Source organism: Geomonas propionica, from assembly GCF_016458235.1.
GTDB lineage: Bacteria > Desulfobacterota > Desulfuromonadia > Geobacterales > Geobacteraceae > Geomonas > Geomonas propionica.
Genome location: NZ_JAEMHK010000002.1, coordinates 412977 through 426270 on the forward strand (window position 1 = coordinate 412977; position 13294 = coordinate 426270).

Here is a 13294-nt window from a genome sequence, read left to right on the forward strand (position 1 = left end):
GCGCGTTTTGAGGCAAAGGGAAAACTGAGTGTTACTTGAAATCGGCGTAACGGGAGAGGACGAAGCCGCGATCCTTGGCGTCCTTTTCATGGCAGCTGAAGCAGTCGCGCTTGCCGTCCAGGCCGGAGGGCTTGCCGTCGGGGGTGAAGCCGACGAAATGCCAGCCGCCGGTCTCCTGGGCCTTCTTGTCCCGCTGCATCATGACGATCATGCTTTTCTTGCCCGGCACCTGCTTGCCACCCTCGTCCTTGATGGTGTAGTTGACCGCGATGAAGCGGCTCCCCTCTGGGTAGTTTGCGCCGCCGGTCTTGTAGGTGGGCATGGCCTTCTTGTTCACGTAGATGTAGTGGATGCCGTAAAACATAGATTTCTTGTCGGTGATGACGCGGGCCTTGCTCTTGTCCCAGTTCTCGTAGTTTCTGGGGAGCTTGCCCTGTTCGGCGGCGCAGGCTGCGCCGACGGCACCGAAGAGGGTAGCGAGGGTGAGGATGGAAATTACTTTTTTCATGTCATGCCTCCATATGAATAGTGGTCGGTCGTTGCGCGGAAGGATGGGCGAATGATTATTCGCCCCTACAGGGATACCATAGGGCGGCATCTCCTTCAAAGCAGCATTGGATATTTTTCATCAGCATTAGATACGGCCGTTATGCCCCGAGGCCGCCGGAGACCAGGGGTAATCGGCGAGATGGGCGGCGAGTTCGTCCTTGTGGTAGCGGTCCAGCTTCTGCCGGAAAAGCACCAGTGTCATCACCACCGGCAGCGTAAAGATGAAAATCCCGGTAAGCCCCATCAGGTTTTCCCCGATGTAGAAGGTGACCCCCAGGTTGAAGGCGATCACGCAGAGGTAGAGAAAGGGTCCGTACAAAGAGCGGTACGGCGCCGCGCCCACCCCGGCCGGGCGATCTTCCCCGGAGCCGAAGCGGTCGATCAACTGCAGCGCAAGGATCAGGAGTGCGCTCACCAGCCACCACCCGAAGTAGTTGGACATCGGGATGCCGAAATGGGTGCCGACTTCCCGGTAGCCGTAGATCCGGCCCAGGAACCAGCGGCTCCCCTGCAACGCCACGGGGTCGGTGACGATGTCGAGGAACACCTGGAACAACGAACCGAGCAGCAAAACGGCGAAGGAGCGCCTGATGCGGCTGGTCTCCAGGAGCACCAGGTCCCCCTTGACCCGCTTGGCCGGGGCCAGCACCAACAGGGCGGTGGCGTAGCTGCAGTAAGTCAAAAAAACGTAGGAGAGCGAGTCGAAGAAGGGGACGCCGGCGATCCAGAGTTCGCGGTCGCGGGTCGCTTCCACGTAGTAGTACCAGCCGTAGGGAAAGCCGTTGTTGATGGAGGAGAACTCTGAAGCGAAGGCGATGAGGTAGCCGCACACCGTGAACAAGATGGTCTTCTTCCACCCGAGGTGCAGTACCGCCGCCACCAGATACACGGCGAAAAAGGCGAAGACGTAGGGACGCATGGTGAAGGTCCCCACGGCGATATCGAGGATGTGGGTCATGCCGGAGAGCTCCTTGATAAAAGGGGGCGCCACGCAAACGTGGGGGCGAATTGTTCCGCCCCCACGCCGCCAGCACGTTTGGTTGTCTTCTTAAAACAGGGTCCCGACGATGGAGCCGAGCACCGAAATCGGGCCGGTGTCCCCCAGCCCCTCCATGGCGCGCTCCGCCTTCTTGAGGGTCGCCGTGGTGTCGCGGTAGAGCTGGTCCTCGTTGACAAGCTTGCCTATGGTACCCTGGCCGGAGTTGATCTTCTGGGTGATCTCCTTCACGTTCTTGGAGGCGTCGCGCAGCTCGGTATAGAGACTTTCGTCGTACACCAGCTTGCCCAGGGTCCCCTCACCCTTGTTGATCTTGGCGGTGATGTCCTTCACGTCCTTCATGCCGGCGTTCAGGTCCTTCACGCCGCTGCGGAGGTCCTTGATCAGTGCGGAAGCGTCGTTATAGACGGTTTCGTCGTTGACCAGCTTGCCGAGCGTCCCCTCCCCCTTCTCGATCTTGGTAGAGACCACCTTGAGGCTGTTCACCGCGCTTGAGGCATCGTCGTAGAGCTTGCGGTCATTCAGGAGCATGGCCAGCGAGCCTTCACCGCGGTCCATCTTGCCGGTGATGCTGCTGATGTTGGAGAGGGCGTCCCTCAGGTTGCCGCGGTTCTCATCCAGCATGCCCGAAACCTTCTTCAGCACATCCTCCTGGTTCTTGTTCAGGTTGTTGATCAGAACCTTGGTGTCCTTCACCACGTCGGAGAGGTTATCCACGATGATATCGATATTGGCGACATCCTTGCCCTTGACCGTCCCCCCCTCGGGGAGCAACGCCGCGTTGGGCGAGCCGAAGGAAAGACCCAGGAACTGCCCGCCCAAAAGGTTGGTGAGCCTCAGGCCCGCAACCGTATCCACCTTGATGCGGGTATCCGGTTTCACCTCGAAGTCGATCTCGATCTTGTCGTTCAAGACGATGATCTTGGTGATGCGACCGACATCGACACCCGCCAGGCGGACCGGGTCGCCCACCTTAAGGCCGGTGATGCTGGTGAGGTAGGTCTTGTACATGATCTTCTTTTCGAAGGGGTTCCACTTCTCCCCGACCTCGAGCAGCACGCCCAGGATGATGAGGCCGAACACGAAGAACATGCCGACTTTTTTCTCAACTGACAGAGCCATATATCTCTTCCTCCGGAAACGGAAAACGTAAAAGTGCTACATGAGCAGCCTGGTCAGGATGTAATCGGCGACCAGGATAAGCATGAACGAGAGCACGACGGACCTGGTGGTGGACTGACCGATCCCCCTGGCGCCGCCGGAAGTGGCGAAGCCGACGTAGCAGCAGACCAGGGCGATGATGCCCCCAAAGCACATGGACTTGGTGAGACCGATGCCGATCTCCTTCATCTTCAGGGCGGCGGTGAGGCTGTCGTAGTAGGTCGCGTAAGAAACGAAGATCTGCGGGTGCAGGTTACTGATCAACGCGCCGCCGATGATGCCGATCAGGTCCGAGTAGAGCACCAGGGCCGGCACGCAGATGATGCAGGCGATGAAGCGCGGCATGGCGAGATAACGGACCGGGTCGATGTCGAGCGTTTTCAGCGCGTCGATTTCCTCGTACACGGTCATAACCCCCAGCTCGGCCGCCATAGCGGAACCGCAGCGCCCGGCAACGAGAAAGCTGGTCATGACCGGCCCCAGTTCGCGCACCATGGAGTGGCCGACGATGGCGCCGATGATGTTCTGCCCGCCGTACTTCTGCAGCTCCACACCGGTCTGCAGGGCGAGCACCATCCCTACGAAAAAGGCCATTACCGAGGCGACCGGCAGTGTGTCCCAGCCGATGACGGCCATCTGGGTCAGGATGCTGGGGATATTGCGGGGCGCCTCGCGTATGAAATACACGACCTTGCCCATGAGGATGGTCATCTCCCCCAGCACCTGGTAGAAGTAGAGCACCCTCTTGCCTAGCGGTTCAAAAACTTGGCTCACTTATCCCCCCATTTCAGTCCGAAGGGGAGCCAGAAGAGGCTCAACTCCTCTTGCCCGCCATCGCGCTTCAGGCTTACCAGCCCCTTCAGGAATTTCAGTTCCCTCTCCTTGGCCGCGTCGCGGTAGGAGATGAACGGGAAGAACTCGTAGGCGAGGTCGTTGCCGCGCCGTTCATGCCAGAACAGGTTCCAGAGCAGGGTGGACGTCGAGTTGCCCCCTTGGTCCCAGCGTCTCTGGTAGATGCGCCACAAGGGCGCCCAATCCTTCTCGATCCCTTCCTTGTCGAGGATCGGCTCGACCGGCGCGGGGAAGGAGAAGGAAGAGACCCCCTCGGGGGATTGCCGATACAAAAACAACGGCCACATGGCGGTGCGGCGCCGCTCGTTGCCCTCTTTGGGCCAGAGCTCGTGGTTATCGCGGTACAGGAAGAACAGTATCCGGTCCTGGTCCTGCGTGAAGTTTTCCGACTTCAGCTCCTCGTGCCTGTACAGCGGCCACAGGTACCAGCTCTTCTCGCCGCCGGCGAAGGTCTCGTGGGAGTAGAACGGGAGGAAGCTGTCGCTGTTTTTCTTTTCGCCGCGCACCTTGGTGAAGAAAGGCCAGAAGTAGTCCACCTCCTCCTGCTTCTTGCCGCGGTCCTCGGTGTAGCCGAAGAAAGGCCAGAGGTAGCTGCGCGAGGTCTTTTTGGGCGAGTCGGTGGAGGCGTAGAGCGGGAAGATGAACTTCCTCCGCGTCGGGTTCTCTGTGTTGAGTCCGGTGCTCTCCGAGGTGTAGAAGGGCCAGAGCACGAAACGCTTTTCGTAGACGCCGGTCTTGTGCGACTCTCCGTAGAGCGGGAAGACGTCGAAGCCCGATTCGTTCTCACCCGAGGTGGTGGCGAAGAAGGGCCAGAGGTAGTGCCTGGTGGTAGTCCCCTTCTTCACCGTGCTGCCGTAAAGCGGGAACATCACGAAGTGGTACTCGTCGCGCCAGAACCGGTCGTAGATATTACCGTAGACCGGGAAAAAGGCGCGGTAGTGGCCGTGGCGCTGCGAGTCGCCGGAGATGTAGAACGGAAAGAGCATGGTCGACTTTTCCCGTTCCGGCTCCGTTTCCTGCTTCCGGTAACTGGAGGTCCTGAAGAGCTGCAGCACCTCGAAGTTGTCCGCCTCGGGGGTCTTTTCCTGGGTTGCCACCGGATAGAGGTAATAGGAAGAGGAGGCCTGCTCCTTGGCGTGACTGGTCGTGTAGAACAGGGGACGCAGGGCGATGTCCCTGTCGTCGCCGTTTTTCTGGTACTTGAACAGCGGCCCGAGGATGGCGAGGTTGCTGAAGCGCTCCTTCGGGCTCTCGCGGTAGTCGATCAGGGGCCACAGGGTGAAGATGGTCCCTTTCTGCTCAGGCGCCGGCTCAGCCTTCTGCTCAGCCTTCTGCTCAGCCTTCTGCTCAGCCTTCTGCTCAGCCGGTGATTCAGGCTTTGGCACCGGCTGGGGCTCGGCGCAGGCCACCGTTGCCAGGAATAGCAGAGCCGACGACGCAGTTATGGACAGCGTGGAACGTGTCATGTACCTCTTACAAACTTACTTATTGTGTTGGATTTCGGATAGTAACTGCTGCAAACAGACATAGTCAATCAAAATATAGTCTGGATGGCAGACAGCAATGAATCTTGAGCAGGAGCTTCTAGACAATTTGGGCTCCTGCAGCCTCAATCAAAAACGCCACGCGAAAGTTATGCCACTTCTTCGGCAAATGTCCAGCATTGAAACGAAAAACAGCGAGGCAGGAAACGTTTGTCTCCTGCCTCGCTATATGATGATGTACTGTGACTGCGTTACCGATCAGTACTTGCTATCCGCGTAGTCAACCCAGCCGCCGGCAAGAACCAGCGCCTTGTCAAACGGAGAGATTTCAAACTGCATCGACTCTTCCCGTCCTCCCCCCTTGATGGTGAGGGTGGTGTTAGCCACGTCCACTTCGATGGCCACGTCGGCCGCGCCGGCGTAGCTGAAGAGCTGGTCGATCTTCTCCGGGGAGAGCTCGATGGCCGCCATGCCGCAGTTGAACATGTTCTGGCGGAAGATCCTGGCGAAGGACTGGGCGATGACCACGTTGATGCCGTTCACCTCGAAGACCCAGGGGGCGTGCTCACGGGAGGAGCCGCAGCCGAAGTTGGCGCGGGTCACCACGGCGCCGGCGCCGAAGGTTTTGTCGCTCTTGGGGTCGAAGCCCGGGAGTTTGAGGTCCTCCAGGAGGTACGGCTTGAGGTCCTCCTTGGTGATTTCGGTCAGGTACTTGGCCGGGATGATCTCGTCGGTGTTTATGTCGCTACGGTCCAGAAAAAGGGCCGGGCCACCAAATGTTTTCATATGTGATCTCCTAGTCTAGCGGGAGCTCCCGCATTTTCGTTGTCAGTTTGCAATGGTCGCTGTTCAATGGCAATGACACGCGTCGTTGTCAATTGTCAATTACCACTGTCATTTGCTTACAAGTACTTGCGCGGGTCGGCAAGCTTGCCTTCGATGGCGGAGGCGGCGGCGGTCGCCGGCGAGAGCAGGTGCACCATGCCCCCCTTGCCCATCCTGCCCATGAAGTTGCGGTTGGTGGTGGAGGCGCAGACCTCGCCCTCGGCCAGGACGCCGTTGCTCATGCCGAGGCAGGCGCCGCAGGTCGGGTTGGTGACGCAGAAGCCGGCGTCCATGAAGATCTGGATCAGCCCCTCGGCCACAGCATCCTTGTAGATCTGCGGGGTTGCCGGCGACAGGATGGCGCGCACATTCGGCGCGATCTTCTTTCCCTTGAGGATTTGGGCCGCGACCCTCAGGTCCTCGAGGCGGCCGTTGGTGCAAGAACCGAGGTAGACCTGGTCCACCGGCTGGCCGGCCATTTCGTCGATGCTCTTCACCTGGTCCGGCTTGTAGCCGAAAGTGCAGAGCGGGGTCAGGTTGGAGAGGTCGAGATCGATCACCTTGTCATACTCGGCGTCGGCGTCGGAGACCCACTTGCTGTACTCGGCGACCGCCGCTTCCTTGGAAGCGAAGGAGTCGGAGATGAAGGGCCAGAGGTACTCCACGGTGACGCGGTCCGGGGCGCAGATGCCGGAGGTGCCGCCCGCCTCGATGGCCATGTTGCACAGGGTCATCCTGGACTCCATGGTCATGCCGTCAACGATGGGGCCGCCGAACTCGATGACCCGGTCGGTGGCGCCGTTCACGGTCAGCTCGCCGATGACGCGCAGGATGGCGTCCTTCGCGTACACCCCTTTGGGGAGGGTGCCGTTCAGGTTGATCCTGATGGTCTTCGGCTCGCGGAAGGCGCAGACTCCCTTCAGTATCCCCACCTCCAGGTCGGTGGTGCCGACGCCGGCTGCAAAGGCGCCGAAAGCGCCGTGGGTGCAGGTGTGGGAGTCACCCATGATCACGGTGTTGCCGGGGCGGATGAACCCCTTCTCCGGGAACAGCGCGTGGCAGACGCCGTTGGCGCCGATGTCGAAGAAGTCCTTGATATCGTGGCGGCGCGCCCAGTCCCTGAGCATCTTGGCCTGGGTGGCCGTCTTGGAGTCCTTGCTCGGGGTGACGTGGTCGATAACGGCTTTGATCTTGGTGGTGTCAAAGACCCGGTCCTTGCCGCGTGCCATGAGGTCGGCGATGGCGATGGGGGTGGTGATCTCGTGGCACATCACCACGTCGATGCCGAGCACCTTGGTTCCTGCAAAAGGCTCATCAACCAGATGGGCCGCGAATATCTTTTGAGCCGTAGTCATACCCATAAATTGCGCTTCCTTATAAAGGTTGGAATGGTTTTTCACAGCAGCCAAGATAATAAAATAACGACAACAAATCAAACTAATAATTGTTCAATGTTATTAAACATTTGCCTGTAGATACACCCGTGCTATAATGGCCCCCTCAATCCAACAGGGAGTCCCTTATGCAACTTCGTTTCAACAGAACAAACAGTGAAATCGACCAGATGATTGATGATCTGATGCAGAAGGCCGGAGGGGTGCACCACCCCGAACAGACGCGCGAGATGATTATCGCAGCTCTCAAGGCGGGACAGGACACGAGTTACCTGGCGGACCTGAAGCTTTTAAGCAACACCATGAAGGAGATGCGCTACACCACCACGGTCTTCGCGCCCTACCGCAACAAGAAGAAGGTCACCATCTTCGGCTCGGCGCGCACCAGCCCCGAGGAAGAGATGTACCAAAAGTGCATCAAGTTCAGCCGGCTGCTGGCGGACAAGGGGTACATGATCATCACCGGCGGTGGCGGCGGCATCATGCAGGCGGGCAACGAAGGGGCCGGGAGCGAGGCATCCTTTGCCGCCAACATCAAGCTCCCCTTCGAGCAGAGCGCCAACCCGATCATGCTGAAGAACCCGAGGCTCATCACCTACAAGTACTTCTTCAACCGCAAGGTGGCCTTCGTAAAGGAATCCGACGCCATCGCCGTGTTCCCGGGAGGCTTCGGGACGCTGGACGAAGCCATGGAGGTGTTCACCCTGGTCCAAACCGGCAAGACCAGCCCCAAACCGCTGGTTCTGGTCGACGACGAGGAAGGATACTGGGAACACTTCTTCCGCTTTATCAAGGAAAGGCTGCTGGTTATGGGCTTCATTTCCGCCGAAGACTTCTCCATCTTCACCATCACCAAAAGCTACGAAGAAGCCGTCCAGGTCATCGACGACTTCTACACCAACTATCATTCTATTCGTTTCGTCAATGGCGACCTGATCATCCGGCTCACCAAGGTTCTCACGCCCGAACAGATCGAAATGCTGGAAAACGAATTCCCGGAATTGAGATTAGAAGGAAGCCGCATCGAACTCATTAGTGCCCGCCCGGAGGAGGCAGACGAACCGGATCTGCTTGATCTGCCGCGCATCTCGCTTCGGTTCCACCACCAGCACTACGGGCTGCTCATTGCCTTCATTAGGAGGTTAAACACCTTTTAGTAGAGGCTCTTTGAAAAAAACGTTTTGTAAATATTTTCTTGACAAGGTTATTACACGATGTTAATTTTTATTGCAGCAGCTAGTTCTGGAAGTTTGCCGCGCCGAAAAGCCAAAGGGTTCCCACCACTTTGAGCCATTTCCAGCCAAAGAACCTTCCGGAAATTGCAGCATCAAACGTAGATCCGGCAGAGTCCCGGAGGTTAGAAAAAGGAGGCAGGACAATGGCACAGGGCAAGGTTAAATGGTTCAACGACGCGAAAGGATTCGGCTTCATCGAGCAGGAGAACGGCGAGGACGTGTTCGTGCACTTCTCCGCAATCACCGGGGAAGGCTTCAAGTCCCTGGCTGAAGGGGAATCGGTCTCCTTTGACGTGACCAACGGGCCGAAAGGTCTGCAGGCTGCGAACGTCAAAAAGATAGGCTAATAGTTAGCCTCAAGCGTCAAAAAGGCCCCGCCGGAATCCCGGCGGGGCCTTTTTTTGTCGTTAAACCCGACACTCTTTAAACTCACACTTCTTGTCAGGCAAGACCTGTAGGGGCGAATAAACATTCGCCCGCCTCTTCAAAAGCGCCCCCCGTTGTTCTCCCCTCGCCCTATGGGAGAGGGGCAGGGGTGAGGGATCCCCCTAAGCGGCAGCCGCCTCCCGCCCTCTCCCCTTGAGCACCAGCATGCCCCAGCGCAGGGATGCCCCCACCACCACCAGCAGCAGCCCCAACGCCGCCATCGGGTGTTCCACCGCAAAGATGAGCGGCAGCAGCAGGCCGCGCACCCCGCTCTTCATCCACTCGTGCCGCGCAATCACGTCGGCAATCGGCGGGCTCAGGCGGTAATAAGCCGACACGAACAGCCGGCCCGGCGCATTGGTCAAGAGGTACTGGTCGCGGAAGGCCCGGAGTTCAGCGACCTTCGGGTGCAGGTAGCTCCCGTAAGCGGCGGTAGCGATGAAGCACCCTCCGCCACCTCCAGCCGCGGCAGCCACCTTGGGCTCGGTAACTGCCAAGGTGCTGCCGTCAGTACTGAAACTGACCTGGTGACCATCCAGAACAGTCGTGTTGGCAACCAACAGCACCACTTCGTCCGTTAAAGGGTTCATGGCGGCGAAGTCGCTCACAGTATAGCTGCTGGCTCCTGCATCAAGGGGGATTTCGGTCACGACACCGTTTATTTTTTTGAACAGCGTCGTTTCAACCCCGCTCGTCTTTTTCAATGTGATGGCCAAGGCCTGGTTGGACGGCACGAAGCGGTAGAAGGCAAAACTGTACCGAGGCAACGTGACAATCTGTGACGCCAATGGATCCAACATCGTGGGTAGAACAATACGTGCCAAATCAGCTGGGCGTGTCGGCCACTCACGCTTGTATAGCTTTTTCAGGAATGCCGAGAACTCGGCAGAAAACGAACTGTTATACGAATCATGAAGGGTAGCCTCGATCATCGAAACCATGTTGATATCGGTAGAAGCATTCACCGGTGTAACACCAGCCAATCTCTCCCAGATGCGGCGGATGAGGACTGGCGTGTTATGCTCCTCAGCCAGAGAGCGGTTGAATATCCACCTGCCATACTCACTCGCGCCGTCCCTAACAGCATTAAGGGCAACGGAAGTCTTATCGTAGTATAAATAGCTGCCCAAGTATCCGTACAGTTGGTTAACGGAATCAAACACTTCATCTTCCATCCAAGTCGAGGTAATTTCTGCGTACCAAAATTCAAAGTACAAATTATATCCGTATTGAATAGCATGCTGATACTCATGCGCAGCCGTGACCATCAGCATCTGATCGGGCTGAAACATACCCGATTGGGTCAGAATTGGATCTGAGAATGCTTTATCTATTTCTATGTAGCTTGATACCGACACATTCGGAAGAATTGGTTCAACATCATGTGTCGTGTAACCGTAGACTGCATTGGTTATATTACCTAAATCGTCTCGAGTAATGAGGTCCCGAAGATAAACATCATACGTTGATACAGGCGGAGCTTTGTACCCCATTTCGACAACTTCTTTAGAGTAAACGTCCTCGAAGACGGAAGCGACCTTTTCAACCCAATCAGGCACTTGGTCCCCATCAAGATCCGTCAGGTCCGGGGCATCGGCCCCAGTAGTAGTGTAGTGGACAGTGAAGTGCCCGTTCGGCAATTTATATGTGGGCGCGGCTGCAGATGATAACTGTCCGGAGAGGACCGGCCTGCTAACGTACGGTGCGAGAACCTTTTGGGTTGCTGCTTCAAGGTGCGTGAAATCCCGTTTGAGACTGCGTATGAGCTCGGTACGACAACGTTCAACTTGAGGAGTCTGCGGTGCAGCCAGCACCGCGACCGCCGAGGCATATGTCCGTTTTTCGCCGAACCTGGACAGATAATAATCATCTAAAGCGGCTGCAGAGGCAATTGCAGGAATGAGCAGCGAGACGCAAAGCGCACACAAAGAAATAAACTTAGCCACTAGTCAACCATCCTTTTCCCCACACGCAGGGGGATGAAGCTTGTTTTGCCGTTTTCTACCTTCACCTCGACCCGCTGATTACCGACCAGGTAGCTCCCAGCAGGAAGGGCAATCATGAAATACCCGGAAGTGTCAGTCTGCACCGGCGTCACAGGTTTGCCTGCAGCCGAGGTGACCGGGACCTCCAACATCGGGACCGCGTGGAACCCTCCTGCGGGCTTCAACTTGCCGCCGTACGATTGCACGTAGCAGATACCGACCAGCGCGCCGCTTCCCTCGGGCAGCTGTACCTCCATGACCCGCTCTTCATTGGTTTCAACCACCGGCATGAAACCGTCCCTCACCGCGACAAAGGGTGACAACGGCGCCGGCTTTCCAGCGACGAAGGCAGTGCCATTGAAATGAAAGAAGGCCCACAGATCTAAAGGCTTCTTCGCGAAGGCATGGGCTGCCAGACAGGTCATAGCTAAGGTCAGAGCGACAAGGCAGAACCGGAGGCCACTGGACATGGTAGTCACCTGTTATTGAGTGGATGGAGTCGTTAAAGGTTTAGGGAGGAGTGAGTCTTAAGATTACACAGTCATAAGAACAATTACAGTAAAAAAATGTAAAGGGAAACGAAGGGCAGGCATAACCAATGCCGCAGGGCGTAAGAAAAAAGCCCCGCCCTCACAGTGTCAACTGCAAGTGCGGGGCAAAAGCCTTACCACAGAGGCCCCGGAGGTCCACAGAGTACACAGAGAAAAACCGAAGGCGGGTTTCAATCCCTCAAGCTGTTCCCTCTGTGTCCTCTGTGTTCCTCAGTGTCCTCTGTGTTCCGGGTTTCAGATTTTAAAGTGATTCTACGTCGCGGTCGGTGGCGAAGTAGAGCCGGTTCAGGGCGTCGATGTAGGCCTTGGCGGACGCCTCGATGATGTCGGTGGAGGAACCGCGGCCAATGACGGGGGTGCGCTCCCCTTCGGTGATGCGCACGGTTACCTCACCGAGGGCGTCGGTGCCGCCGGTGATGGAGCCCACGTTGTACTGCAGAAGCTGCGCGTCGCGCTTGGCGAGTTTCCTGATCGCCTTCAGGGTCGCGTCGACCGGGCCGTCGCCGAGCTCAGCCGTCCGCACCTGCATGCCGTCGATCTCCATCTGCACGGTCGCGGTGGCAACGGCGAAGGAACCGCAGGTCACGGTGATGTGGGCGAGCTTGTACTTCTCGTCGATCTTCTTGGTCTGGTCGGCGACGATGGCGTCCAGGTCCTCGTCGTAAACCTCCTTCTTCAGGTCGGCGAGGGCCTTGAAGCGGGTGAAGGCCTTGTTCAGCGCGTCCTCGTCCAGTTCGTGACCCAACTCTTCCAGCCTCTTCTTGAAGGCGTGGCGGCCGGAGTGCTTGCCGAGCACCAGGGCGCTCGCCTTAAGCCCCACCGACTCCGGCGTCATGATCTCGTAGGTCGACTTGTCCATCAGCATGCCGTGCTGGTGGATACCCGCCTCGTGGGCGAAGGCGTTGGCGCCGACGATGGCCTTGTTCTGTTGCACGGCGATGCCGGTCACCTGGGTCAACAGGCGGCTGGCCGGGGTGAGCTGCTCGGTGACCACGTTGGTCTTAAAGGGGAGGATGTCGCCGCGGGTCCTGATGGCCATGACGAACTCTTCCAGCGAGCAGTTGCCGGCGCGCTCGCCGATGCCGTTGATGGTGCACTCGACCTGTCCGGCGCCCGCCTGGACGGCGGCGATGGAGTTGGCCACCGAAAGCCCGAGGTCGTTGTGGCAGTGTACCGAGATGACGGCGTCTTCGATGTTCTTCACGTTGTCCTTCAGGTACTTGATGATGTTGAAGTACTCGAAGGGGATGGTGTAGCCCACGGTGTCAGGGATGTTGACCACGGTGGCGCCCGCGTCGATGACGGCGCCCACCACTTCGGCCAGGAATTTGAGATCGGTGCGGACGGCGTCCTCGCAGGAGAACTCGACGTTGCCGGTGTAGGAGCGGGCACGCTTCACCCCTTTCACCGCCGCCTCCAGCACCTGGGCCGGGGTCATCTGCAGCTTGTACTTCATGTGGATGTCGGAGGTGGCGATGAAGGTATGGATGCGCCCCTTGTCCTCGGCGTACTTCAGGGCCTCCCAGGCGCGATCGATGTCCTTGAAACCGGCGCGGCAAAGGCCGGCGATCTCCGGCCCCTTGATGGTCTGGGCCACCTTTTTCACCGCCTCAAAATCCCCTTCGGAGGCGATCGGGAAACCCGCCTCGATGACGTCCACGTTCAGTTTCTGGAGCTGCTTGGCAAGGCGGAGTTTCTCCTCGATGTTCATGCTGGCGCCCGGGGACTGCTCCCCGTCTCTGAGTGTGGTGTCAAAGATCTTGATGGTCTTCGGTTCCATGTTGTTCACTTGCGCTTCCCCCTTGTGTGGTTATGCTGCCTCGTTAGCCTGCCCT

12 protein-coding genes are annotated in these 13294 nt (G+C 58.1%); 2 read left to right on the plus strand and 10 right to left on the minus strand.

Annotation, left to right across the window (positions count from 1 at the left end; genetic code table 11):
* Window positions 1-31: 31 nt before the first annotated feature.
* From JFN90_RS04425 to JFN90_RS04455, 7 genes are all read right to left on the minus strand, one after another.
* Entirely contained in the window at window positions 32-508 is a 477-nt protein-coding gene (locus JFN90_RS04425; RefSeq protein ID WP_199393887.1) for a cytochrome P460 family protein, read from the minus strand.
* Window positions 509-634: 126 nt separating this feature from the next.
* Entirely contained in the window at window positions 635-1507 is an 873-nt protein-coding gene (locus tag JFN90_RS04430) for a carotenoid biosynthesis protein (RefSeq protein ID WP_199393888.1), read from the minus strand.
* Window positions 1508-1597: 90 nt separating this feature from the next.
* Entirely contained in the window at window positions 1598-2668 is a 1071-nt protein-coding gene (locus tag JFN90_RS04435) for an MlaD family protein (RefSeq protein WP_199393889.1), read from the minus strand.
* Between the two features lie 36 nt (window positions 2669-2704).
* Complete coding sequence (locus JFN90_RS04440; protein WP_199393890.1) at window positions 2705-3481, minus strand: MlaE family ABC transporter permease; 777 nt, start codon at window positions 3479-3481, stop codon at window positions 2705-2707.
* The gene (locus JFN90_RS04445) at window positions 3478-5025 is read right to left on the minus strand and encodes a hypothetical protein (protein WP_199393891.1); all 1548 of its coding nucleotides are present in this window, start codon (window positions 5023-5025) and stop codon (window positions 3478-3480) included. The genes JFN90_RS04440 and JFN90_RS04445 overlap by 4 nt, the downstream gene beginning before the upstream one ends.
* A 276-nt stretch (window positions 5026-5301) precedes the next feature.
* The gene (locus JFN90_RS04450) at window positions 5302-5829 is read right to left on the minus strand and encodes a 3-isopropylmalate dehydratase small subunit (protein WP_199393892.1); all 528 of its coding nucleotides are present in this window, start codon (window positions 5827-5829) and stop codon (window positions 5302-5304) included.
* A 116-nt stretch (window positions 5830-5945) separates the two neighbouring features.
* The gene (locus JFN90_RS04455; RefSeq protein WP_199393893.1) at window positions 5946-7229 is read right to left on the minus strand and encodes a 3-isopropylmalate dehydratase large subunit; all 1284 of its coding nucleotides are present in this window, start codon (window positions 7227-7229) and stop codon (window positions 5946-5948) included.
* Window positions 7230-7390: 161 nt separating this feature from the next.
* Here JFN90_RS04455 and JFN90_RS04460 point away from each other — a divergent pair, with 161 nt between their 5' ends.
* Window positions 7391-8419: an LOG family protein gene (locus tag JFN90_RS04460; protein ID WP_199393894.1), complete on the plus strand. Its 1029-nt coding sequence runs from the start codon at window positions 7391-7393 to the stop codon at window positions 8417-8419.
* A 221-nt stretch (window positions 8420-8640) separates the two neighbouring features.
* Window positions 8641-8844: a cold-shock protein gene (locus tag JFN90_RS04465; protein WP_199393895.1), complete on the plus strand. Its 204-nt coding sequence runs from the start codon at window positions 8641-8643 to the stop codon at window positions 8842-8844.
* A 201-nt stretch (window positions 8845-9045) separates the two neighbouring features.
* On the opposite strand, the gene JFN90_RS04470 is transcribed toward JFN90_RS04465, so the two are convergent.
* From JFN90_RS04470 to JFN90_RS04480, 3 genes are all read right to left on the minus strand, one after another.
* The gene (locus JFN90_RS04470; RefSeq protein WP_199393896.1) at window positions 9046-10869 is read right to left on the minus strand and encodes an MXAN_6640 family putative metalloprotease; all 1824 of its coding nucleotides are present in this window, start codon (window positions 10867-10869) and stop codon (window positions 9046-9048) included.
* The gene (locus JFN90_RS04475) at window positions 10869-11378 is read right to left on the minus strand and encodes a hypothetical protein (protein WP_199393897.1); all 510 of its coding nucleotides are present in this window, start codon (window positions 11376-11378) and stop codon (window positions 10869-10871) included. Before JFN90_RS04475 ends, JFN90_RS04470 begins: the two co-directional genes overlap by 1 nt.
* A 322-nt stretch (window positions 11379-11700) precedes the next feature.
* Entirely contained in the window at window positions 11701-13239 is a 1539-nt protein-coding gene (locus JFN90_RS04480) for a 2-isopropylmalate synthase (protein ID WP_199393945.1), read from the minus strand.
* Window positions 13240-13294: the final 55 nt, after the last annotated feature.